Origin of the sequence: Pseudoalteromonas sp. SR45-1 (assembly GCF_014163655.1) — a bacterium.
Taxonomy (GTDB): Bacteria; Pseudomonadota; Gammaproteobacteria; order Enterobacterales; family Alteromonadaceae; genus Pseudoalteromonas; species Pseudoalteromonas distincta.
Window position 1 is genome coordinate 170844 of the sequence record NZ_JACJDR010000005.1, and the last position, 23524, is coordinate 194367.

The 23524-nt window shown below is 40.5% G+C and carries 20 protein-coding genes; 12 read left to right on the forward strand and 8 right to left on the reverse strand.

Annotated features, from left to right (window positions below):
- Nucleotides 1-48: 48 nt before the first annotated feature.
- The gene (locus H5089_RS07335; protein ID WP_182696468.1) at nucleotides 49-3489 is read right to left on the reverse strand and encodes a PAS-domain containing protein; all 3441 of its coding nucleotides are present in this window, start codon (nucleotides 3487-3489) and stop codon (nucleotides 49-51) included.
- 413 nt (nucleotides 3490-3902) lie between these two features.
- On the opposite strand from H5089_RS07335, the gene H5089_RS07340 reads away from it, so the two are divergent.
- From H5089_RS07340 to H5089_RS07395, 12 genes are all read left to right on the forward strand, one after another.
- Nucleotides 3903-4166: a DUF4212 domain-containing protein gene (locus H5089_RS07340; RefSeq protein ID WP_002961535.1), complete on the forward strand. Its 264-nt coding sequence runs from the start codon at nucleotides 3903-3905 to the stop codon at nucleotides 4164-4166.
- Between the two features lie 10 nt (nucleotides 4167-4176).
- Nucleotides 4177-5901, forward strand: a complete 1725-nt coding sequence (locus tag H5089_RS07345) for a sodium:solute symporter family protein (protein WP_002961534.1) — start codon at nucleotides 4177-4179, stop codon at nucleotides 5899-5901.
- A 123-nt stretch (nucleotides 5902-6024) separates the two neighbouring features.
- Nucleotides 6025-7863, forward strand: a complete 1839-nt coding sequence (locus tag H5089_RS07350) for a DUF294 nucleotidyltransferase-like domain-containing protein (protein ID WP_039490378.1) — start codon at nucleotides 6025-6027, stop codon at nucleotides 7861-7863.
- 15 nt (nucleotides 7864-7878) lie between these two features.
- The gene (locus H5089_RS07355) at nucleotides 7879-8502 is read left to right on the forward strand and encodes a 3'-5' exonuclease (protein WP_182711870.1); all 624 of its coding nucleotides are present in this window, start codon (nucleotides 7879-7881) and stop codon (nucleotides 8500-8502) included.
- 138 nt (nucleotides 8503-8640) lie between these two features.
- Entirely contained in the window at nucleotides 8641-9375 is a 735-nt protein-coding gene (locus tag H5089_RS07360) for an SIMPL domain-containing protein (protein ID WP_182711871.1), read from the forward strand.
- Nucleotides 9376-9454: 79 nt separating this feature from the next.
- Entirely contained in the window at nucleotides 9455-10117 is a 663-nt protein-coding gene (locus H5089_RS07365; RefSeq protein WP_182711872.1) for a peroxiredoxin-like family protein, read from the forward strand.
- Between the two features lie 178 nt (nucleotides 10118-10295).
- Nucleotides 10296-11312 (forward strand): erythrose-4-phosphate dehydrogenase, encoded by a 1017-nt coding sequence (gene epd, locus H5089_RS07370; RefSeq protein WP_002961528.1) that lies wholly within the window; start codon nucleotides 10296-10298, stop codon nucleotides 11310-11312.
- Between the two features lie 64 nt (nucleotides 11313-11376).
- Nucleotides 11377-12552: a phosphoglycerate kinase gene (locus H5089_RS07375; protein WP_182711873.1), complete on the forward strand. Its 1176-nt coding sequence runs from the start codon at nucleotides 11377-11379 to the stop codon at nucleotides 12550-12552.
- Nucleotides 12553-12753: 201 nt separating this feature from the next.
- Nucleotides 12754-13818, forward strand: a complete 1065-nt coding sequence (gene fba / locus H5089_RS07380; RefSeq protein ID WP_002961523.1) for a class II fructose-bisphosphate aldolase — start codon at nucleotides 12754-12756, stop codon at nucleotides 13816-13818.
- 1040 nt (nucleotides 13819-14858) lie between these two features.
- Complete coding sequence (phoB, locus tag H5089_RS07385) at nucleotides 14859-15548, forward strand: phosphate regulon transcriptional regulator PhoB (protein ID WP_006791869.1); 690 nt, start codon at nucleotides 14859-14861, stop codon at nucleotides 15546-15548.
- A gap of 65 nt (nucleotides 15549-15613) precedes the next feature.
- On the forward strand, nucleotides 15614-16921 hold the full coding sequence (gene phoR / locus H5089_RS07390; protein WP_182694011.1) for a phosphate regulon sensor histidine kinase PhoR: 1308 nt from the start codon (nucleotides 15614-15616) through the stop codon (nucleotides 16919-16921).
- A gap of 115 nt (nucleotides 16922-17036) precedes the next feature.
- The gene (locus tag H5089_RS07395) at nucleotides 17037-18005 is read left to right on the forward strand and encodes a PstS family phosphate ABC transporter substrate-binding protein (protein ID WP_002962686.1); all 969 of its coding nucleotides are present in this window, start codon (nucleotides 17037-17039) and stop codon (nucleotides 18003-18005) included.
- Between the two features lie 70 nt (nucleotides 18006-18075).
- Here the strand turns inward: H5089_RS07395 and H5089_RS07400 are convergent, their stop codons facing one another.
- From H5089_RS07400 to dksA, 7 genes are all read right to left on the reverse strand, one after another.
- The gene (locus H5089_RS07400; protein ID WP_182711874.1) at nucleotides 18076-18312 is read right to left on the reverse strand and encodes a hypothetical protein; all 237 of its coding nucleotides are present in this window, start codon (nucleotides 18310-18312) and stop codon (nucleotides 18076-18078) included.
- A gap of 33 nt (nucleotides 18313-18345) precedes the next feature.
- Nucleotides 18346-19194, reverse strand: a complete 849-nt coding sequence (gene panC / locus H5089_RS07405) for a pantoate--beta-alanine ligase (RefSeq protein ID WP_024597167.1) — start codon at nucleotides 19192-19194, stop codon at nucleotides 18346-18348.
- Complete coding sequence (panB, locus tag H5089_RS07410) at nucleotides 19194-19988, reverse strand: 3-methyl-2-oxobutanoate hydroxymethyltransferase (RefSeq protein ID WP_002962679.1); 795 nt, start codon at nucleotides 19986-19988, stop codon at nucleotides 19194-19196. The genes panC and panB overlap by 1 nt, the downstream gene beginning before the upstream one ends.
- A 30-nt stretch (nucleotides 19989-20018) precedes the next feature.
- A complete protein-coding gene (gene folK, locus H5089_RS07415) occupies nucleotides 20019-20504 on the reverse strand; it encodes a 2-amino-4-hydroxy-6-hydroxymethyldihydropteridine diphosphokinase (RefSeq protein ID WP_002962677.1) in 486 nt (161 codons plus the stop codon).
- A gap of 4 nt (nucleotides 20505-20508) precedes the next feature.
- Nucleotides 20509-21990: a polynucleotide adenylyltransferase PcnB gene (pcnB, locus tag H5089_RS07420; protein ID WP_002962675.1), complete on the reverse strand. Its 1482-nt coding sequence runs from the start codon at nucleotides 21988-21990 to the stop codon at nucleotides 20509-20511.
- A gap of 78 nt (nucleotides 21991-22068) precedes the next feature.
- On the reverse strand, nucleotides 22069-23013 hold the full coding sequence (gene gluQRS, locus H5089_RS07425; protein WP_182711875.1) for a tRNA glutamyl-Q(34) synthetase GluQRS: 945 nt from the start codon (nucleotides 23011-23013) through the stop codon (nucleotides 22069-22071).
- 20 nt (nucleotides 23014-23033) lie between these two features.
- Entirely contained in the window at nucleotides 23034-23477 is a 444-nt protein-coding gene (gene dksA / locus H5089_RS07430; protein ID WP_002962671.1) for an RNA polymerase-binding protein DksA, read from the reverse strand.
- Between the last annotated feature and the right edge of the window lie 47 nt (nucleotides 23478-23524).

Below are 23524 nucleotides of genomic sequence, written 5' to 3' on the forward strand. Positions count from 1 at the left end.
TACGCTATTACTTGATAGCTTTTAACTAGAACACTTTTAACTAGATCACTATGTACTGTGATTAAGCAGTGCCTTTAGTTTGCCCGGTTTAATTGGCTTACTTAAATAATGAATATTAGCGGCTTTGGTTTCTTGCTTAAGCTCGGTGTCGCGCACGGCGGTAATTAAAATAGCAGGGACTTGGCTTTGCCAAATTTCGCGCAGGGTTTTAATTAGCGTTATCCCATCGCAGTCATTGCCTAATTGGTAGTCCATTAAAATAACATCGGGTGCACCGTTTTCTTTAGCATGCGCCAGTACATTATCTACGTTATCAAAAAGGGTGTAATTAGCTTGCCACTTTTTAAGTAAGCTTGCCATTGCTGCTAAATTTTCAGGGTCGTCGTCTACGGCAACAATATTAATTGCTGCACGGTTTTCTATTAGGCTGTTTGTAGTACTTTTTTGTTGTACAAACTGCTCGTCACCATAAGGTACCTCAATGCTAAAGCGGCTACCTTTATTTGGCTCAGAATGCACATCAAGCGGCAAACTTAATAAGTCAGCCATACGTTTTACAACACCTAAGCCTAAGCCTACGCCTTTGTTATCGCCCGACTCCACACGGTAAAAGTCGTTAAATATTTTGGCTTGCTCTACTTCGCTAATACCGGGGCCTGTATCCCATACTTCTATTCGTAAATTGTGCTTCCGGTTCCTGCAGGCAATTAATACACGACCATTATCGGTGTATTTAACTGCATTAGAGACCAAGTTTTGAATAATTCGGCGCAGATAGGTTATATCGCTGTGCACAATTTGCTGGTTTGAACGCACACTAAGTTTAAGACCTTTATCACTTGATAAAATAGCGTATTCACTTTGCAGTGGCGCTAAAATATCTTCAATATAAAAGTGGCGAGGGGTAGGGGTCATAGCGCCTTGCTCAAGCTTAGCTATTTCAAGCAATGCCGACATTAAATGCACGGTTGAATCGAGACTGTCGCCTAACTTTTCAAAGCTGTTTTGGTTAGTGCTGTCGAGTTGCTTTTCGTCAATGGCGGCAAGGTATAAACGTGCTGCATTTAACGGTTGTAAAATATCGTGGCTCGCCAGTGCTAAAAAGCGCGTTTTACTGTCGTTGGCTTGCTCTGCTTCTCGTTTAGCTAAAGTAAGTGCTTGCTCGGTTTGTACACGACTATCTATTTGAGCTTGTAAGTCTTTATTAATAGTTTGCACTTCTTGAGTACGTGCTTCTATGCGATTTTCAAGATCCATGTTTACTTCTTCAAGTGCATTTTGCGTACTTATGTGGTTTGTAATATCCGAAAAGCTGGTAACAAATCCGCCATCGGGCAGCGGATTACCAATCATTTCGTATACTTGGCCATTACGACGGTGGCGAATAAAATGATGCGAGCTGCCATATTTTAAATGCTGTACACGTTTTTCTACTTGGCGTTCTATTTCACCAGGGCCACATTCACCACGGTTAGCGTTGTATCTAATAATGTCTTCTATGGGTTGGCCTACTTCTAAAAAGCCTTCAGGGTAGCCAAACATTTCATTGTAGCGTTTGTTCCATGCAACGAGTTTTAAATCTTTATCAACAACTGAAATACCGTGACTTAAATTTTCGAGTGAGGTAAATAACAGATTTTGATTAAATTGCAACGCTTGTGTGGTTTCGTCAAAAAAGTTTACTACTTCCTCAAACGCCATACGTTTACCCGACGATACCGTATGTATTAACGCTTGTGCCGACGATGCACCAAGCACGCCCGTTAATGCGCGTTCGCAGTAAGCTATAAATTCAGGCTCTGGGTGTGCGTTGTTATCACTTAAATGATGGGCGAGTGCGTAATGGGCCAGTACTTGTTGGCTGCGCTGAATACCTAGAAATGTTTGCAGTAGTATTTTAAAGTCGTAAACGGTGGCTTTTACGTCTTTATTTAAGCGCCTTGATAAAATAGCCTGATCTTTAGGGTTAACAAAAGCAGCGGCCTGAATTTTATCAATTAAGCGCTCCTCAGCCCCAAGTGAAAAACTAATATAACAACCAATATTGGCAAACAAAGCTATCAAGGTTCCACGCGTTATAAGCGTTTGTTGCAGCTCGCTATCAAGGGTTGTGCCGGCATCGAGTATTGGCAGCATTAAAAATAGTATCCAGCAAATAAAGCCTGCTACCAAACCCGCATACACCCCATAAGCATGACCTTTTCGCCAATATAAACCACCCACAATAGAGGGTAGCAATTGGGTAACAAGTGAAAATGCGACCAAGCCCATACTGGCCAGTGCGCTACTATGGCCAAACCATTGCTGATAGAAATAGGCCAAAATTAATATGCCTGCAATAGCAAAGCGCCTTACAAGTAATATACGAGACTTATAACTGCTGGTAATTAAGTTACGTTTAAACTTTCTACGCAGCATTAACGGCAATACCACATCGTTTGAAATCATCGTGCTTAATGTAAGCGTTGCTACCACTATCATTGCGGTGGCGGCAGATAGTCCACCTATAAATACAAAAGTGGTTAAGAATGCATTGTCGTTAATTAGCGGTAGGGCAAGTACAAAGCTGTCGGGTGAATAGCCGCTGCCAATTTCAGGATGAATGGCCGCAGTCGCAATAGGTAAAATCATTGCGGCTGTTAGTAGTAAATACAGCGGAAAAGCCCAGCGAGCGGTAAGTAAGTGGCGTTTGTTTTGGTTGTCGACCACGGTTACATGAAACTGGCGAGGCAAACATATAATAGCCGCTGCAGCCATTAAAGACTGGCCAATAAAGTTAAAGCTAAAAAAGTTAAAATCGCTCCAGTGACCCCAAATAGACTCAGTTACTTTGTTCGTGGTGGCTTCGGGTAAATTAAAAAGTGTAAATACTGCAAGCCCCGCAACGGCAATAAGAGCAATAAGTTTGATCATAGATTCAAATGCAACAGCAAGCATTAAGCCAGAGCGATATTCAGTTACATCAACTTTGCGAGTACCAAAAAATATAGCAAATAAAGCCATAATTAGTGTGGCAGAAAGCGCGAGCATATCGCCGGATATTTTATTACTGTTTTGCAAAAGTAAAAAGCTTGTACTAAGCGCTTTTAATTGCAGTGCAATGTAGGGAATGGTTGCCAGTAATGCGATTACAGTAACCATTATTGCTGTAGTTTGACGTTTGCCGTAACGAGCTGAAATAAAGTCAGCAATAGTAGTTATATTTTGTTTTTTACTTACCAGTACCAGCTTACGTAAAAATCCTTGGCCGAATAAAAACAGCAACGCAGGGCCTAATAATATTGGCAAGTAACTCCAACTGCTGGTGGCGGCTGTTCCTACCGAACCGTAATAAGTCCAAGAGGTACAGTAAATCCCGAGTGAGAGTGAATACACAAATGGGTGATGGCTAATACGCTTTGCTAAAGGGGTTGTTTTATCGCCCCAATTGGCAAGCCAAAACAGCACACCTATATAACTTAAAGCAACAATAATGAGTACGGCAGTCATGTTGTTATTAAACCTTATTATTTTAAATAATCCCTCATCCGTATGAGGGATTAACACAATACCAGAACTGAGGTTAAGTGTGAGGGTTGAATTTAAAATAAAACTTTTATTTTATTTATATCTTACTGAATATTAACAGTAAAAATAAAACACCCTTGACATTAGACTAATGTCGCATTAATGACCAACTTATCAATTTAATCATAAAGCCAGCTTACAAAAACAGCCTAAGTAATTGAAATAATATAAAAATATATAAAACACGCTTGAATGATAAATACAGTTTACGTAAACGTTAACAAGCTGTTACGACTATGGTCTCAATTCAATATGTAACCAGCGTTGCTAAATTGGTAAGCGAAGATAAAAAACCACTCATCGCGATATTGCGGTGCTTAAAGGGGAAAACAAAAATGGCTTTTAAAGATGAAGAACAAGCAAAAGCTTATTGGGCAGAAAACATTTCGCTGTTATTTAAACTGTTAGCAGTGTGGTTTGTCGTGTCTTTTGGCTTTGGCATATTACTGGTTGATGTACTTAATGAAGTACGTTTTTTTGGGTTTAAACTTGGCTTCTGGTTCGCCCAGCAAGGCGCGATTTATACCTTTGTTGCTTTGATTTTTGTGTACGTTTTCAAAATGAATACGTTAGATAAAAAATACGGCGTAGACGAATAGGAGCTAAGCAATGGATGTTCAAACACTCACGTTTTTAATTGTTGGTTTAAGCTTTGCGCTTTATATCGGCATAGCAATATGGGCCCGAGCGGGTTCAACCAAAGAGTTTTATGTAGCGGGCGGCGGCGTACCTCCTCTTGCTAATGGTATGGCAACAGCTGCCGATTGGATGAGCGCCGCGTCGTTTATTTCAATGGCGGGTATTATTTCGTTTGCAGGTTACGATGGCAGTGTTTACTTAATGGGGTGGACAGGTGGTTATGTACTATTAGCCATGTGTTTAGCGCCTTACTTACGTAAATTCGGCAAGTTTACTGTGCCAGACTTTATTGGCGACCGTTACTATTCACGTACCGCGCGTTTAGTTGCTATTTTTTGTGCCATATTCATTTGTTTCACTTATATAGCAGGGCAAATGCGTGGCGTAGGCGTGGTATTTTCACGCTTTTTAGAAGTAGAAATTGAAACCGGTGTTTACATTGGTATGGTGATTGTATTCTTTTATGCGGTACTTGGCGGCATGAAAGGCATTACCTACACACAAGTAGCGCAGTATTGTGTACTTGTATTTGCCTACCTTGTACCAGCCATTTTTATCTCGATGATGATGACGGGTCACTTCTTCCCACAAACCGGTTTTGGTGCCACATTAATTGGCAGCGACGGCGTGTACGTACTTGATAAATTAGATGGCTTAAGCGCTGAACTTGGTTTTGCGCAATATACCGAAGGCTCTAAGAGCATGATTGACGTATTTGCTATTACTGGTGCGTTAATGGTAGGTACTGCTGGTTTACCACATGTAATTGTACGCTTTTTCACTGTACCTCGCGTAAAAGACACACGTATTTCTGCTGCATGGACTCTTGTGTTCATCGCGATTGTTTATACTACAGCACCTGCGGTTGCAGCCTTTGCTCGCGTAAACATGGTTGATACTATTAATGGTAAAGACGGTAGCGGTACAGCTTACGCAGAAGCACCAGGATGGATTAAAAACTGGGAACGCACAGGTTTAATTACATTTGATGATAAAAACGGCGATGGCAAAATGTTCTACACGGCGGGTAAAATCACCGATCCGAACAGTGCTAACGAAGTAAATGTAGACCGCGACATTATGGTATTAGCAAATCCAGAAATTGCTAATTTACCAGCATGGGTAATCGCACTTGTAGCTGCCGGTGGTATTGCCGCTGCACTGTCTACAACAGCAGGTTTACTACTGGTTATTTCGACCTCCGTTTCGCACGATTTACTCAAGCGAACCCTCAAGCCCGATATTACCGACAAGCAAGAGTTACTTGCAGCGAGGTTGGCAGCCATGGTCGCTATTGTTATCTCCGCATACTTTGGTATTAACCCGCCTGGATTTGTGGCATCGGTAGTGGCATTTGCATTCGGCTTGGCGGCAGCGAGTTTCTTCCCAGCAATTATTATGGGTATATTCTCTAAAACAATGAACCGAGAGGGCGCAATTGCAGGCATGGTAACGGGTATTGGCTTTACCGCTGCGTATATCATCTTCTTCAAGTTTGTAAGCCCTGAGCTTAATAATCCTGAACATTGGTTTTTAGGTATTTCGCCTGAAGGTATTGGCTTAATTGGTATGATTATTAACTTTGTAGTAGCTGCAGTTGTTCTTAAATTTACTCAAGCTACACCTATTGAAATTCAAGAAATGGTAGAAGGTATTCGTAACCCTAAAGGGTCAGCTGAAGCGCACGATCACTAGGCAACATTTATAGATATAGTAAAAAAATATAAAGCACCCAAAGCCCGACTTTAGTCGGGCTTTTTATTTGTTTAATAAATAAGTACATTAGATTGGTACATCACCATTTAAAGAGCGAATACAATGAGTGTAGAACAACAAGAAATAGCCCAATACGTTTGTTTGCAAGCGCCTTTTACTATGCTTGATAGCAGCGCATGCGAATACTTTGTAAATCATCTTGATATTATTTACCTTACCCGCGAAAACCAAACTCAGTGGTTACAAAGTGAAAACCCTAAACTATTTTTAATTCGCTCTGGTTTGTACGACCTCGTTGATGGCAAGGGCGATGTTGTTACGCGCTTAGCGCAAGGTGACTATTTTGGTTTTCCGTCGCTATTAACCGGTGAGGCAATTCAAAATAGGTTAGAAGTACAAAAAGAGGGGATAGTGTATATGCTCTCTCAAACGCACTTTGATTTTTTACGCAGAGAATATAAATCGTTTGAGCAATACTTTGTACGCGCTCATGCTAACCGGTTGTTGTCATCGCATTATAAAAGTAAGAACGATAGCTGGTCGGAACGTAAAATATCAGAGCTGATGACGCGCACAGCAATTACGCTTACGCCCGATGCAAGTATTAGGCAAAGCGCTAAAAAAATGAAAGAGCATGGCGTATCGTCAATAATGATAACGCAGCACGCGCACTTAGTAGGGGTTGTGACCGACCGCGATTTACGCAACCGAGTACTTGCCGACGAGGTAGATCCACAAGACGCAGTAAGCAGTATTATGACCGCAAAACCTAAGTTTATATTTGAAAATAACCGGGTGTTTTCGGCGCTGCACTTAATGCTTAAATACAATATTCACCATTTGCCCGTGCTTGACGAAAACCATAACCCGATAGGGATGATAACCAGCACCGATTTACTGCGCCAACAAAAAAGTGACCCCGTACAGCTTATTGGGCGCATATATAAAGCGCACACTGTTACTGATTTAAAACGCTACGCTAAAGAAATTCCCGAACTTTTGCGTAGTTTTTCGTACAACATTGACGACATATCGCTAATTGGTAAATTACTCAGTGGTTTAACCGATGCGCTTACATCGCGCCTGATTCACTTATTTCAAGAAGAGCATGGCGCAGCGCCAACCAGCTTTAGTTTTATTTGCTTTGGCTCGCAAGCACGCGAAGAACAAACCCTGCATTCAGATCAAGATAACGGCTTATTACTCCCTAACGACTTAACCACCGAGCAACACGCTTACTTTAAAAGTATGGGGGAGTTTGTATGCGAGAATTTAGTTGAGTGCGGCATTAGGCGTTGCCCAGGTAATATTATGGCAAGCAGTGATGAGTGCCGTATGAGCGTAAACGACTGGAGCGAGCGCTTTTTTAAATGGATAAAAAGCCCCACACCCAATGCAATGCTTAACTGTAAGATATTTTTTGACCTGCGATTTATTGAAGGTTCAAACGCTTTATACACGGCTTTTTGCGAGCAACTAATTCGTATATCGCGTAACGACTTATTCTATGCCGCAATGGCAACCGACATAAGCAGCAACAGCGTGCCAATTGGTTTATTTAATAAATTTAAAACCGAAAAAACAGATCAAAATAATAAATACATAGATTTAAAAAAACGTGGTGTCGTAATTATAAATGACATAGTGCGGTTATACGCTTTAAAAGCGGGTATTAGGCGCGCCAACACACAAGAGCGGTTGGACGCACTACTAAAACATAAACTGATCAGCAAAGAAGATATATACAACCTAAAAGACTGCTGGCGGTTCTTAACGCAGCTTCGTTTGAGTACACAAATAAACGAAGAGGGCTTACCGAGTAATTGCATTAACCCTAATAAATTAAACTCACTAGAGCGCCATCAACTAAAAGAAGCGTTTTACCTTGTTAAACAAGCGCAGCAAGCCGCCGCGTTTAAGTTTGCTCGCGGCAGTTTATAATGATGGATTACTAACATGGTAAAAAAGCTGCTCACTCGGTATTTAAAGCGCCGTAAATTACTAGGCAAAAATGCCTTACAACAACGTTACTTAGTGATTGATTTAGAGCTCACTGGGCTTGATGCAAAACAGCACGAAATTGTATCGGTAGCGTGGGTGATAATAGATAACCAATGTATAAAAATGAGCGAGTCGCAGCACCTTATAAATAAAAACGTAAAAAGCCTTGAGCAAAGTCCTGTTTTTCATGGGATTAGCGATGATGCTATAGCAAAGGGGCTAAGCCTAAACAGTATATTAATGCAATTAAGTAACCATTTTAGCGACTGTATTTTAGTGTTTCATAATGCCATGCTCGACTGGGGGTTTTTAAAAATAGCGCTTAAAAATGCCAATATAACTATACGGCCTAAACTGATACTCGACACACTGCATATTGAGCAAAAGCGCTTACTCCATCATTCAACTGAAATAAAACAAGATGATTTAACCCTTAATGCTTGCCGCACACGTTATGAGTTACCAAGCTATCATTGCCATCACGCACTGACCGATGCACAAGCCACTGCCGAGTTACTGCTAGCGCAGTGCCATCAAATAAGCCGTGGCAAAGAGTTAAAAGTAGGCGAGTTGATGTAGGTTGGCTGTAGGCGGGGCTTTATGCCGCGCGAGATAAACTCCCGCCAACAATAAAGAGTAGTTTACTTTTATTGTTATCCGTATAACTATAGGTACAGTTACGTAATCATTATCTAACTAATCACTTCAAGGACGATCATGAAACTCATCACTGCCATTTTCTTAACCTTATTCCCACTCATCACTTTTGCTAATTCAAGTTTGCCTGCTAATCGCCATATTGCAGTGCAGGGTACTGCAGAGGTATTAGCAAAGCCCGATATGGCTAAGATTTCTTTTGAAGTAATAAGCTTTAAAGACAAATCACTTGATGCAAAACGTGATGTTGATGACCGAGTAAATTTGTTACTTAAAGGTTTAAGCAAGTATGGTGTTAAGGAGACTGATGTTTCTGCTACAAGCCTGTTAACTCATAATGATGACGATATGTTTAATGTCGAGAGCGGTACAGCAATTAATGCAGGATATGTAGCAACAAGAACACTTAAAGTAACATTAAGAAATATTGAAAAAGTGAATGATTTTATCGATTTTGCACTAAGTGTAAAAATTAATGAACTGACGAATATTGAGCTTATGTCTTCAAAAGCCTCGCAGTTAGAAGCTGAAGCAACACAAGGCGCAATAGATAACGCTATAGTTAAAGGGGGTAAGCTTGCCAAAGCATTTGGCGCAGAGATTGGAAAAGTTTACAGTATTAATTCAAATTCTAACCGTTCAAGTTATGGTTATGGCGTAGATGATTTTGAGAGAATAGTTGTGACCGGCTCTAAAGTTACTAGAAATCCATTCGAGCAAGGCAGGTATTTACAAGAAACTATTACATTTAAATCATCAATAAACGTGGTGTTTGATTTAGAGGTAAATGATTAAGTTAAAATTTTCATTTCAAATACATTTTCACAATGTAAGCTGGCTATAAGTTTTTGATTAATTTGAAGGTAGCGATACTATGAGCGATGAAAGCAACACATTAAAAGCACAAACCGAGGCAAAAGTAGCCGCTGGGCGAAAAGGTAATCCTGATTTTATGAAAGGTGTTGATGAAAGTATTGCTCAAGCAAAATCCTTTCAAGAGGGTGCAAATGCACTTAATTTAGCTCAAAGTGCCCCACGCTTTGAGCTGCCGAATCAAAAAGGTGAGCAAGTTTTATTAGAAGAACTACTTGCACACGGACCTGTGGTTATTACTTTTTATCGTGGTAGTTGGTGTCCGTACTGTAATTTACAACTGAAAGCACTGCAGTCACGTTTACCTGAAATTCATGCTTTAGGCGCACAATTGGTGGCTATTAGCCCGCAAGTACCCGATGGCTCAATGAGCGAAAGCGATATAAGTAACATGGATTTTTTAGTGCTGAGTGATCAAAATGCCGATGTAGCAGCAAGCTACGGCGTAGCATGGCAAGTGCCCACATTTTTACTCGAGCATATGCGAGTAGACCGAGGCCTAGATTTAGAGTCGGTTAACAATGGCAATAGTAGTGTTTTACCGATCCCTGCCACCTTTGTTTTAGATAAACAAGGTAAAGTGACTTGGCGTTATGTTGATGTTGATTATCGTACTCGTTCTGAGCCAGAAGATATAATTAACGCTTTGAAAAATTTAGTATAAAAAACTTAATTTTAAAAGTCAGACCCCTTGAAGAGCTTGCAATGCCTAAGCTCTTCAACGTTAATTTAAAGTTTCTAATGCTTCCCTCTTATAATCAGATGCAAGGTCGATTACAATACAGACATCTAAAAGGCGTATTGCCTTTATCTGCACGCTAAAAGAGTGGATTTTATATTTCATGGCAATCAAACTTGCAATTAATGGTTTTGGTCGTATTGGTCGAAATATTGTCCGCGCGTTATACGAGTCTGGTTTGAGCGACGATATAAAAATTGTTGCGATTAACGAACTTGCTGATCCTGAAGCTATTGCTCATTTATTAAAATACGACACATCCCACGGTCGTTTTTCTTTTCCTGTAAAACTTGGTGAAGACACCATTAGTGTTGCAGGCGATACCATTGCACTTTTTTGTGAAGAAAACCCAATTGAATTACCTTGGCAAACGCTCGATGTAGACGTTGTACTTGAATGTACGGGTGTTTACCACTCGCGTGAACATGCGCAGTTACATATTACCGCAGGTGCTAAAAAGGTGTTGTTTTCGCATCCGGCCGATAACGATGTTGATGCTACGATTGTGTATGGCATTAACGACGATGAGCTTAAAAGCGAGCACACAATTGTTTCTAACGGATCGTGTACAACTAACTGTGTTGTGCCGGTTATTAAAGTATTAGATGATGCATTTGGTATTGAGTCGGGCGCTATTACAACGATTCATGCGTCGATGAACGATCAACAAGTGATTGATGGTTATCATCATGATTTACGCCGTACTCGCGCTGCAAGCCAATCAATTATTCCAGTTGATACAAAGCTCGCTCGTGGTATAGACCGTATTTTACCTAAATTTAAAGGCCGTTTTGAAGCCATCGCCGTACGTGTACCTACTATAAATGTCACGGCAATGGATTTAAGTGTAACGGTTAATACCGATGTAGATTTAAATGCAGTAAATAATGCACTTAAAGCACAAGCAAAAGACCGCTTAGAAGGTATTTTAAGTTATACCGAAGAGCCCCTTGTATCGGTTGATTTTAATCACGACCCACATTCTTGTATTATTGATGGCACACAAACACGTGTTAGTCACAAACGACTGATAAAGTTATTAGTATGGTGTGATAACGAATGGGGTTTTGCTAATCGTATGCTCGACACAGCGCGTGCTATGATGGCAGTGAATAAGTAATTTATTAATATAATAATTTTAAACGTATTTTTCAGGTTCAGTATCGTTAACTAAGGAGATGTTCATGTCGGTCATAAAAATGGCAGATTTAGATTTAAACGGCAAACGCGTATTAATTCGTGAAGATTTAAATGTACCAGTTAAAGCAGGTAAAGTGACGTCAGATGCGCGTATTCGTGCAGCACTACCTACTATTAAACTAGCCCTTGAGAAAGGCGCTAAAGTAATGGTTATGTCACACCTTGGCCGTCCTACGGAAGGGGAATACGATGAAGCGTTTTCGCTTGCACCTGTAGCTGATTACTTAAACGATGCCCTAGAGCAAACTGTACGTTTAGAAAAAGATTACCTAAACGGTGTTGATATTGCTGATAACGAAGTGGTTGTTTTTGAAAATGTGCGCTTTAACAAAGGCGAGAAGAAAAACGACGAAGCGCTATCTAAGCAACTAGCAGCAATGTGTGATGTATATGTAATGGATGCATTTGGTACGGCTCACCGTGCACAAGCGTCTACCCATGGCGTTGGTTTATTTGCTGATGTGGCATGTGCAGGTCCATTGTTATCGGCTGAGCTTGAAGCGTTAGGAAAAGCACTTGATAATCCAGCGCGTCCATTAGTAGCGATTGTTGGTGGTTCTAAAGTATCTACTAAGCTTACCGTTTTAGATTCACTTTCTAAAATTGTTGACCAATTAGTTACCGGCGGCGGTATTGCAAATACCTTTATTGCTGCATCAGGTAGCCCAGTTGGTAAATCGCTTTACGAACCTGATTTAATGGATGAAGCGAACCGTTTATGTGCAGCAGCGATTGCTAATAATGGTGAAATTCCGGTACCGACTGACGTAGTGGTTGGTAATGAGTTTTCTGAATCTGCTGTAGCTACACTTAAAGATGTAAGCGAAGTAACAAGCAATGATATGATTTTTGATATTGGCCCTGATACAGCGAGCAAGCTTGCAAAAATTATTGCAAATGCAGGCACTGTTGTATGGAATGGTCCAGTTGGCGTGTTCGAGTTTGACCAGTTTGGTAATGGTACTCGTGCTATTGCACAAGCAATCGCTAACTCAAATGCGTTTTCAATTGCGGGTGGTGGTGATACCTTAGCCGCAATCGATAAATACGGCATTGCCGATAAAGTATCTTATATTTCTACTGGTGGTGGTGCGTTCTTAGAGTTTTTAGAAGGCAAAAAACTTCCAGCAGTTGAAATGCTAGAGTCGCGCGCTAAGTAATTTTAGTGGCGTAAGGTGAGGGGGTAATAGCCCTCACCGACAATTAATTACTAAATACCTCTCACCCTAATTTAGTCGTTAATTTAGACGGAATATTACTGCAAAGCAGTGGTTTTTCGTGGCGTTGTTATAACGCCAAACTAACACATCCGTTCAAACTAGATGGTAGGGAACTACTGTCGATAAATTGGAGAATACCCAATGGCTTTAATCAGTATGCGACAACTTTTAGATCATGCAGCAGAGCATGGTTACGGCGTACCTGCTTTTAATGTTAACAATCAAGAGCAAATGCGCGCAATAATGGAAGCGGCTGACAAAACAAACAGCCCAGTAATCGTTCAGGGATCAGCTGGTGCACGTGCTTATGCTGGTGCTCCATTTATTCGTCATATGATTTTAGCAGCCGTTGAAGAATGGCCACATATCCCAGTTGTAATGCATCAAGATCACGGCACATCGCCAGGTGTGTGTCAGCGTTCAATTCAGCTTGGTTTTTCATCAGTAATGATGGATGGCTCGTTAATGAGCGACGGAAAAACCCCTTCAAGCTACGAATACAATGTAGAAGTAACGCGCGAAACTGTTGCGATGGCGCATGCCTGTGGCGTATCGGTTGAAGGCGAGCTAGGTGTACTTGGTTCACTTGAAACAGGTGAAGCTGGCGAAGAAGATGGCGTTGGCGCAGAAGGGTTATTAACAACTGATCAAATGCTAACAGACCCTGAAGAAGCGGCTGATTTTGTAAATAAAACACACGTTGATGCACTTGCAATTGCTTGCGGTACTTCACACGGTGCTTATAAATTTACTCGCCCACCAACAGATGACATTTTAGCGATTGATCGCATTAAAGCGATTCATGCCCGTATTCCTAACACGCACTTAGTGATGCATGGCTCATCTTCAGTTCCTCAAGAATGGTTAGAAATTATTAATCAGTACGGTGGCGAAATTCCAGAAACTTATGGTGTGCCAGTTGAGCAGATTGTTGAAGGCATTAAGTTTGGTGTTCGCAAGGTAAATATTGATACCGATTTACGTTTAGCATCTACCGGTGCAATTCGCCGTCATATGGCGCTTAACCCATCTAACTTTGATCCACGTAAATACCTAGCTGAAGCTACAAAAGCAATGACAGAGATTTGCGTTGCACGCTATAACTCGTTTGGTACTTCTGGTCAGGCTAGTAAAATTAAGCCAATTTCACTTGATGAAATGCACCTTAAATACTTAAGCGGCGAACTAGACCCTAAAATTAGATAATAGATCAATTTATAATTGATCATTTTTAGGGCCTGTTTATCTTTCGAGGTTGAATTTGCAGCAGTATGTTTGGTATTTAGGCAAGGCAGAGCCTATGCAGTGTGGTTATTCCCCATAAATAGGCGATAACGTGGAATAAATGCCAAACATGCGCTGCCCGAAGGGTTCTGCTTAGGGGCAATTTACTCTTTGTTGCCTACATGGATGTAGGTAAGGGGCGTGAGCAGGACGCGGAAGCTTTGCTCGGTTTTTACTTAGCCCGCTAGGTTACAAACCTCACGCCGCGATTAAATCGCCCCTAGATTGAACAAATTTTAATCCAGAAAGGTCAACAGGCCCTAAGCCAGTAACTTTGTTGCTGGCTTTTTTAATGTCAGCCCTTTTTATATTACAGATTACGGTTTTTTGATCAGATCACTGCATTACCAACGCGGAATTTTGGGATCACGCATTTACTAACACAGCCTTTTTCGGATCATTACTTTACTAAGCCAAATACACTTTAATGCTATATATGGGTTCTGAGATAATTTGATCGTTATTTATTTGTACAAACAATCAACAACTTATGGCTTTGACTAGGTACAACTCTGATCTGAGGGTTGATCGGCTTGGTAAAAATCTGATCCTTTATTTGGAGCTTAGTAAAATTTAGATCTATTTTTAAACGTATTGTTTGTTACACAGGCGGGTTTGTTGATTTTAAAATGGCTTTAAAGCTACTTTTAAACGATCGATCTGTAAAAATGTCTTGGTTAGTAAAACAATGATCCCAGCTAGTTTGATATTGTTTAGTGGTTTAAATAGCGATACAAAAAAGATAATTTCAAAAAGTTAGCTATTACATAAATTTATCGTAAATCTCTTTTTATTACGTTAAATATTAAAAAGGTTTTAAAAATATGACGTTAATGAGGTTTTTTGTCACTAATTTGTGTTTTTTTTACCACCATTTTAATTTACACGTTACACTTTCATAAAAATGTCATACTTAGTCATAATAATGAAAACTAATTCGATAGCGTAAGAGATAAATTGGAATGTCACGTAAAGTACTAGTCGTAGATGACGAAGCTCCTATCAGGGAGATGTTGGTTTTTGTTTTAGAGCAAAATGGATTTCAAGCAATTGAAGCAGAAGATTACGACTCTGCTATTGCAGCTATGGTTGAACCTTACCCAGATATGGTTTTACTTGATTGGATGTTACCAGGTGGAAGCGGCATTCAAATTGCTAAAAAGTTTAAGCAAAACGAACACACCCGCCAAATCCCAATTATTATGCTTACAGCTCGCGGCGAAGAAGAAGACAAAGTACGCGGCCTTGAAGTAGGTGCAGATGATTACGTCACTAAGCCGTTTTCTCCTAAAGAGCTTATGGCACGTATTAAAGCGGTTATTCGTCGTGTATCGCCAACCTCATTAGAAGAAGCTATTGAAGTACATGGCCTGCGTTTAGACCCTATTTCGCATCGTGTTACCTCAGAAGGTAACGAGCTTGATATGGGGCCAACCGAATTTAGATTACTGCACTTTTTTATGACTCACCCAGAGCGTGTTTATAGCCGTGAACAACTGCTTGATCATGTGTGGGGAACTAACGTTTACGTAGAAGATCGCACTGTTGATGTGCACATTCGTCGCCTGCGTAAAGCAATTGGCCCACTTGGACATGACCGTTTGGTGCAAACAGTACGTGGCGCTGGGTATCGTTTTTCAAGTAAGCTGTGATCAGCTTAAAACTTAGCTAATGTGTAAAATACGCATGTATTACTACTCTAAGGTAAAGTGAGTGTATGTATCGAGTTGTTAATAAACAGGCGTTAGTTAAACGCCTGTTTATCTATTTTTTACCCTTACTATTAATTGGTGTGCTGGTTGGCGCGCCATTTTTGCTTTTATTTTTAGGATCTTTTTCCCTCCTTATTTGGCACTACCATCAACTTTATCGTTTGAGCGATTGGCTACTTAATCAACGCAGCTTTAATCCGCCAGAGGGTGAGGGTGCATGGGAGCAAGTGTTCGAAGGTATTTATCATCTCCAGCACCGTAATCGTAAAAAACGTAATGAGCTTGCAGATTTAATTCGTCGCTTTCGCGATGGTGCTGAAGCGGTACCTGATGCGGTTGTGGTATTACAAAACGATTTAAGTATTGTGTGGTGTAATCAATTAGCCCTTAAAGTGCTTGGTTTGCAGTGGCCTACCGATCATGGTCAGCGCCTTGATAATTTAATTCGCGAACCTAAGTTTGCTAAATACATGCACAAAGGCGAATTTGACGAGGCGCTTGAGCTGGATAACGGTCACAGTATTGAGCAGGTGCTTGAGTTTAGGGTAATGCCATATGCAAGTACGCAACTTATGGTTGTGGTACGTGATGTAACGCGCTTAAAACAGCTTGAACAGATGCGTAAAGACTTTGTAGCCAATGTGTCGCATGAACTACGTACACCGCTTACAGTGGTTACAGGGTATCTTGAGATGATGGATGGCGACATGATGCCGCCGCCAGCAATGTGGAACAAAGCGCAAAATACCATGCTTGAACAATGTAAGCGCATGGATAGCTTAGTCAGCCAATTATTATCGCTTTCGCGTATTGAAGGTGCACGGCGCCAAGACAACGATAAAGCTATAAATGTACCGCAATTACTTGGTTATATTCACACTGAAGCAAACTCAATTAATCAAGACAAAGGCCACGAACTTATTTTTGATATTGATAAAACCCTTGATATTAAAGGCTCTGAGGATGAACTGCGTAGTGCGTTTTCTAATTTAGTATTCAACGCGATTCATTACACAAAACCAGGCGGTAAAGTAGAGGTATGCTGGCAGCGCAAAAACAATAAAGCGTGTTTTAGTGTTACCGATAATGGTGATGGTATTGCGCCTGAGCATATTAACCGATTAACTGAGCGTTTTTATCGTGTAGATAAAGCTCGCAGTAGAACAACAGGTGGCTCAGGCTTGGGGCTCGCTATAACAAAACATGTGTTAACTCGCCATGATAGTAAATTAAATATTCGTAGTGAAGTTAACAAAGGATCGTGTTTTTCTTTTGAGTTTTCAATAGATAAGATAGTTTCGCTGACTAAATAATTAAGCTAATAGGTCAAGTCATAAAAGTGTCATTTAAGAGTAATGTAACTGTCATGTACTCACTTTAGAGTGGGCAGCAGTTAGAAAATGGAACGAACAAACCGGAGAACTCTACATGAAATTTAAAAACTTAGTTGCCGCAATGGGTGTGGCTGTTACAACTTTCGTATCTGCACAAGCAGTTGCTCTAGACCAAAATATTCCTGAGTATCAAAAAATTAGTGGTGTTTCAGGCAACTTTTCATCAGTAGGTTCTGACACTTTAGCCAACATGATGACGTTTTGGGCTGAAGAGTACAAACGTATTTACCCAAATGTAAATATTCAGATTCAAGCAGCAGGTTCTTCTACTGCTCCACCGGCACTTACCGAAGGTACAGCTAACCTAGGTCCAATGAGCCGTAAAATGAAATCTAAAGAAATCGAAGCGTTCGAAAAACGTTACGGTTACAAGCCAACAGAAGTTCGCGTAGCTATTGATGCACTTGCTGTATTTGTACATAAAGATAACCCAATTGAAGGTCTTCGTATTGACCAAGTAGATGCTATCTTTTCATCTACTCGTAAATGTGGCGCACCAGAACAAGTTAACCGTTGGAGCGATGTTGGTCTAACAGGTGATTGGGCAGCTAAAGATGTGCAACTTTACGGACGCAACTCAGTATCAGGTACGTATGGTTACTTTAAAAAGAAAGCACTTTGTAAAGGTGATTTCCGTAATAACGTAAATGAGCAACCGGGTTCTGCATCAGTAGTACAGTCAATTTCATCTTCATTAAATGCAATTGGTTACTCAGGTATTGGTTATAAAACATCGGGCGTACGTACAGTACCGCTAGCTAAAAAAGGCGATAACTTTGTTGATGCAACACTTGATAACGTTGCACAAGGTAAATATCCATTATCTCGCTTTTTATACCTTTATGTGAATAAGCACCCAAACAAGCCGTTGTCTCCAATGGAAGCGCAATTCTTAAAAATGGTACTTTCAAAAGATGGTCAGCAAATTGTAGAAAAAGATGGTTATGTACCACTTTCTGCAAAGCTAGTAGAAACAGAACTTAAGAAGCTTGGTTTAAATTAATAAACTATAAGCAATAAAAAACCGCTCATTGAGCGGTTTTTTTGTGCCTAAAACTAAAAACTTTAAGGAATTAAATATTACCTAATTTTTCGGCTTGTGCTTTACATTGATTATAGCTCTCAATACATTTGCCAGAGCATACTTGTTGCTTTAAGCCCTCAGCAGTTGTTTGCTGTTCACAACTACTTTCACACTGGTAGTTTTGTTGAGCACACTGATTCATTTCAGGGTTTTCAACTTGGTTTTGACAACCTGCCAATAGTGCAAAAGTAAGGGCGACTACGCTTGTTTTTATTAAAGTGTGCATGCTTCTTATCCTTAAAATGGAGTCGCAATAATATTAAATTTCGACTTGGATATTGTCGATCAATCTAACACCACCAAAATAGGCTGCGGCTAAAATAACAAATTGAGTATCTTCGATTGTAGCAGTTTTTAATGTATCTCGTTGAGCAATCTCAAAATAGTCTGGTTTTAGGCCTGCTTTCTCTAAACTTTGTTTAGCTAAGCTTTCAAGTTTTACAAAGTCTTTCTCGCCACTTTTAAGTTGCTCAGCGCACGTATTAAGGGCTTTAAATAATACGGTTGCAGTCGCTTTTTGATCATCAGATAAGTAACCATTACGTGAGCTCATAGCAAGGCCAGAAACTTCTCGCATTGTAGGTACACCAATGACTTCAACCGGAATTGATAAGTCGCGTGCCATAGTTTTGATTACTTGTAGTTGCTGAAAATCTTTTTCACCAAAGCAGGCGTAATCTGGTTGCACTAAGTTAAATAACTTAGTTACGATTGTTGCAACACCTCTAAAGTGACCTGGACGTGAGCCACCGCAATAGCCTAATGAAATGTCAGGTACATCTACAAAGCTTTGTGCACCCAGTCCGTTAGGGTAGATTGTTTCTACACTTGGGGTAAATACAATATCAGTGCCTAGTTCAGCAAGGCCTTGTTTGTCTTCGTTTAGCGTACGAGGATAGTTATCTAAATCTTCGTTAGCACCAAATTGCATTGGGTTTACAAAAATACTTACAACGACTTTGTCGGCCAAGTTTTTTGCTTTTTCTACTAGCGAAAAATGCCCACGGTGCAAGTTGCCCATTGTTGGCACAAGCGCCACGCTAAGACCTGCTTGGCGCCATGCTTTAATTTGACTACGTAACGATCTGATTTCAGTTATTGATTGCATTATTTAAACTCATGTTCAGCGCTTGGAAATGCGCCACTTTTAACATCTGTACAATACTTTTGAACGGCTGCAGGCATATTGCCTGTTTCGAGCAAAAAGTTTTTAGAAAATTTAGGAATGTAACCTGCCGAAATACCAACCAGGTCATGCATTACCAGTATTTGGCCGTCAGTTAAGCTGCCTGCACCAATACCAATAGTTGGGATACTTAAAGCGTCTGTAATGCGTTTTGCCAGGGCACTTGGAATACACTCAAGTACTAATAATTGCGCGCCAGCAGCTTCAAGTGCTTTCGCATCATCAATCATTTTTTGTGCTTTATCTTCTTCGCGACCTTGTATTTTAAAGCCACCAAATACATGAACTGACTGTGGTGTAAGGCCTAAATGCCCGCAAACTGGGATACCTTGTTGAGTGAGTGCTTTAATGCTCTCGTAAAGCCACTCTCCGCCTTCAAGTTTAATCATGTTTGCGCCAGCGCGCATAAGCTCAGCTGCATTTTTACAGGTATCACTAACGCTTGAGTAGGTCATAAAAGGTAAGTCAGCAATTACAAATAATTCGCGACTACCAGCGCGTACACAGCGGGTATGATATGCAATATCTTGATTTGTTACGCCAAGGGTGTCATCGCCGCCTTGTAGTACCATGCCCAATGAGTCGCCCACTAAAATAACTTCAACGCCGTTATCATGAAATAACTTTGCAAAACTAGCGTCGTAGGCTGTTAATGCAGTAATTTTGTTATTTTCTGCTTTCATTTTATTTAAAGTAGAAACGGTTATTTTAGACATAATATCCTCGCAGGCAAAAGCCTAGGTTAATTACAGAGGTAATTGTTGTAAGTCGTTGAGCGGTAAGTTATTTGCAATGGTTTTTAATGCAATGCCGCTAGGTAAAATAAGTTCAGGTGCAAGCTCTAATAGTGGGTAAACCACAAACTCGCGATCACTCAAACCATAATGAGGCACGGTTAAGCGCGCCGTATTTATAATTTGATCATCAAATAATAGGGTATCGATATCAAGTGTGCGTGGACCCCAACGCTCAGCTTTTCTTACTCGACCATGCTCAAGCTCAATGCTTTGTGTTAAATCAAGTAATTGCTCTGGATCAAGGGTCGTTTTAATACAGGCTACGGCATTGATATAGTCTGGTTGATCTTGTGGGCCCATAGGCTTACTTGCATAGTAATGCGATACGTTTACAAATTCACAATTAGGCAGCTTTTTAAGCGCAATTATCGCGTTATCAAGCTGCTCTTTTGGTGAGTTTAGGTTGGCACCTAAACCCAAATAAACACAATGCATGTTATTACTCAGTTGGCTTTTTAGTAGGGCGACGGCGCTTTCGCGGCTTAGGGCCACCTTGATGGCCTAAGCTTTTAACCATCTCTTTTTGGCCGTTTATATCTTTACTTAAGTATTGTGTCCACCACTGAGCAAGCTCTGTATGCTGTGTTTCGCCTGCATCTACGCGTAATAATAAAAAGTCGTAAGCGGCTTTAAAGCGAGGCTGTTGCGTTAGCCTGTATGCACGTTGGCCAGCACGTTTATCTAAGCGGTGCTGAATATGCCAAATATCGCGAGCACCTAAAGTAAAGCGCTTAGGAACAGCTATATGCTGTGAATTATCGCTTAGTACTTTATTCATTGCTTGTGCGAAAGCATCGTATTCAGATAATTGCTCTTGGCTTTGAATTTTTTTAGTGCGCTCAAGCAGTGGGAACCAAAGTAGGGCAGCAAAAATAAACGCCGGTGTTACTTTTTTATCGGCATTAATACGCTTGTCGGTATTTTGAAACATTTGCTGAATAAGCGTGTGCTCTAAGCCACTTGGGTTTTTATCTAAAATTTTATCAAGTTCAGGAAAAAGTGAGCGGAATAAGCCGTATTTACGCAGCATTAAAAAGTTAGCTTCGGCCTTGCCGTTTAAAAACAGTTTAAGAATTTCTTCAAATAAACGAGCTGGCGGAATGTTATCAAGCAAGCTTGCAAGCTCGCTAATTGGCTTTTCACTTTTAGGCGCAATGCTCATATCAAGCTTAGTGGCAAAACGTACTGCACGTAACATACGAACAGGGTCTTCGCGGTAACGCGTTTCAGGATCGCCAATAAGCTCGATTTGTTTAGCTTTAATTGCCGCTAAGCCGTTGGCGTAATCGTGAATACTAAAATCTTTAATTGAGTAATAAAGCGCATTGATTGAAAAGTCGCGGCGCTCTGCATCTTCTTCAATACTGCCAAATACGTTATCACGTAGTAGTTGGCCCTCATTGCTTGATTGGCTTATTTGATTTTTGTCTTCTTGCGCTTCGTGGTGGCCACGCATTGTTGCCACTTCGATAATTTCACGGCCAAATACAATGTGTGCTAGACGAAAGCGACGACCTATCAGGCGACAGTTTCTAAATAGTTTTTTTACCTGATCTGGAGTTGCATTAGTAACTACGTCAAAATCTTTTGGCTGTTGGCCTAACAATATATCGCGAATACAACCACCAACAAGGTAGGCATCGTAGCCACCGTCTTTTAAGCGGTATAATACTTTGATTGCATTTGGGCTAAATTGTTTGCGAGAAATACCATGCTCACCACGAGTGACAACAATAGGTTCACTGCTTACAGAAGCGCTTTCGGCACTGGTATTCGGGCCGATTATTTGTCGGCAAAATTGAAAAAGCTTGGAAATAATAGTCTGTCTCCTAGAAGGTGTGATTGACTCTGCATCGCAATCAAAAGTTACAGCAAATAGGGCGGTTATAACCCAGTACAAGCTGTTTGACGTAATTAGCATATATTTAGGCGGCTATCATATACCAGCAGGGTTTAAAAATTAAGTTGATGTGTTGAAATTAAGCCGTTTTTAGCTATTTTATTTACTTAAATGTGTAAATTGGACTTTCTGGCTATGTGGATGTTGAGAAATTTGTATTTCGGATACTTGGGGGACCTGTTTTAAGCTAAAGTTTTTAATTCCCCAATCGATTAATTGTTCTATATTTAAGTCGCTTAAATCAGCTATAACAGGTAGCCCTAAAAATTCAAAAGCGCTAATTAAAGCAGGCTTTGGATTTTGCTTACAAATGGCGGGGGCATAATTTTGTTTAGATAGTTTAAAACCGGGTTTGGCAACCGCTAAAGGTAAATGAGCAAATTCAGGTACAGGGCTGTCGAGTTGTTTAAACAAACTAATTTGCCGAGCTGTTGGCTCAATTAAATCTGCGCCTCTTACGATTCGATTTATCCTTTGATCGATATCATCGACGACCACAACAAGTTGATATGCAAATAAACCGTCACTGCGTTTAATTAAGTAATCTTCGTGGGATAATGCACTATTTACCGATATATCACCTTGAATTAAATCACTAAATTGAGTCGTTGGATGTTGCTGAACTAAACGAAGTGCGCCGGATTGAGTATGATGATTAAGTGCTTTGCAATGCCCCTGATAAATACCGCCAATGGCTTTTATTTGCTTGCGAGTACAGGTGCAACCATAAACAAGGTTTTGTTCTAAAAGTGAGTGGGTAATATCTTGATATAAAGACAGACGCTGCGTTTGATATACAACAGGTTCATCCCAGTAAAGGGCGTAGGCTTGTAAGGTATTTAGAATATCGGAGTCGGCGTTTTTAACCACGCGCGTAGTGTCAACGTCTTCAATACGAACTAACCATTTTCCTTGATTAGCTTTTGCATCTAGGTAGCTACCCACAGCCGCTACAAGTGAGCCAAAATGTAATGGCCCAGAAGGAGACGGTGCAAAACGACCGCGATATTTACGCATAGGCGCAGTAACGGCTGTAGGAGACATAACTAACTAATAAGTTTTAATTAGCCGCGTCCAGATTGCTTTTCTTTGATTTCTGCAAGTGTTTTACAGTCTACGCATAAATCGGCAGTAGGACGTGCTTCTAAGCGACGTATGCCAATTTCGATGCCACAAGACTCACAAAAGCCAAAATCATCTTCTTTAATCAAATTAATTGTTTTTTCAATTTTTTTGATTAATTTACGTTCGCGGTCACGAGTACGAAGTTCTAAAGAGAATTCTTCTTCTTGTGCAGCGCGGTCAACTGGGTCAGGAAAGTTAGCAGCTTCGTCTTGCATGTGCGATTTAGTACGATCAACTTCGTTACGTAAATCGTTACGCCAAGTCTCTAAAATTGCTCTAAAATGAGCACGTTGTGCATCATTCATGTACTCTTCGCCTGGTTTTTCTTGGTATGGTTCTAAACCGGCTTGAGCCAATAAACCATGTTTCTTTTGGTCTGGCATAACTCTCTCCTAAATCCTTAATTTAATGCCTCAGCATTAGCCGGCGG

Excerpts from the sequence above, each read along its gene's own strand:
- H5089_RS07335 (WP_182696468.1), bottom strand. The coding sequence starts at position 3,489 with ATGACTGCCGTACTCATTATTGTTGCTTTAAGTTATATAGGTGTGCTG.
- H5089_RS07365 (WP_182711872.1), top strand. The coding sequence starts at position 9,455 with ATGAGCGATGAAAGCAACACATTAAAAGCACAAACCGAGGCAAAAGTA.
- H5089_RS07355 (WP_182711870.1), top strand. The coding sequence starts at position 7,879 with ATGGTAAAAAAGCTGCTCACTCGGTATTTAAAGCGCCGTAAATTACTA.
- phoB (WP_006791869.1), top strand. The coding sequence starts at position 14,859 with ATGTCACGTAAAGTACTAGTCGTAGATGACGAAGCTCCTATCAGGGAG.
- H5089_RS07350 (WP_039490378.1), top strand. The coding sequence starts at position 6,025 with ATGAGTGTAGAACAACAAGAAATAGCCCAATACGTTTGTTTGCAAGCG.
- phoR (WP_182694011.1), top strand. The coding sequence starts at position 15,614 with ATGTATCGAGTTGTTAATAAACAGGCGTTAGTTAAACGCCTGTTTATC.
- folK (WP_002962677.1), bottom strand. The coding sequence starts at position 20,504 with ATGCATTGTGTTTATTTGGGTTTAGGTGCCAACCTAAACTCACCAAAA.
- epd (WP_002961528.1), top strand. The coding sequence starts at position 10,296 with ATGGCAATCAAACTTGCAATTAATGGTTTTGGTCGTATTGGTCGAAAT.
- panB (WP_002962679.1), bottom strand. The coding sequence starts at position 19,988 with ATGTCTAAAATAACCGTTTCTACTTTAAATAAAATGAAAGCAGAAAAT.
- gluQRS (WP_182711875.1), bottom strand. The coding sequence starts at position 23,013 with ATGTCTCCTACAGCCGTTACTGCGCCTATGCGTAAATATCGCGGTCGT.
- dksA (WP_002962671.1), bottom strand. The coding sequence starts at position 23,477 with ATGCCAGACCAAAAGAAACATGGTTTATTGGCTCAAGCCGGTTTAGAA.
- pcnB (WP_002962675.1), bottom strand. The coding sequence starts at position 21,990 with ATGCTAATTACGTCAAACAGCTTGTACTGGGTTATAACCGCCCTATTT.
- H5089_RS07375 (WP_182711873.1), top strand. The coding sequence starts at position 11,377 with ATGTCGGTCATAAAAATGGCAGATTTAGATTTAAACGGCAAACGCGTA.
- H5089_RS07360 (WP_182711871.1), top strand. The coding sequence starts at position 8,641 with ATGAAACTCATCACTGCCATTTTCTTAACCTTATTCCCACTCATCACT.
- panC (WP_024597167.1), bottom strand. The coding sequence starts at position 19,194 with ATGCAATCAATAACTGAAATCAGATCGTTACGTAGTCAAATTAAAGCA.
- H5089_RS07400 (WP_182711874.1), bottom strand. The coding sequence starts at position 18,312 with ATGCACACTTTAATAAAAACAAGCGTAGTCGCCCTTACTTTTGCACTA.
- fba (WP_002961523.1), top strand. The coding sequence starts at position 12,754 with ATGGCTTTAATCAGTATGCGACAACTTTTAGATCATGCAGCAGAGCAT.
- H5089_RS07340 (WP_002961535.1), top strand. The coding sequence starts at position 3,903 with ATGGCTTTTAAAGATGAAGAACAAGCAAAAGCTTATTGGGCAGAAAAC.
- H5089_RS07345 (WP_002961534.1), top strand. The coding sequence starts at position 4,177 with ATGGATGTTCAAACACTCACGTTTTTAATTGTTGGTTTAAGCTTTGCG.
- H5089_RS07395 (WP_002962686.1), top strand. The coding sequence starts at position 17,037 with ATGAAATTTAAAAACTTAGTTGCCGCAATGGGTGTGGCTGTTACAACT.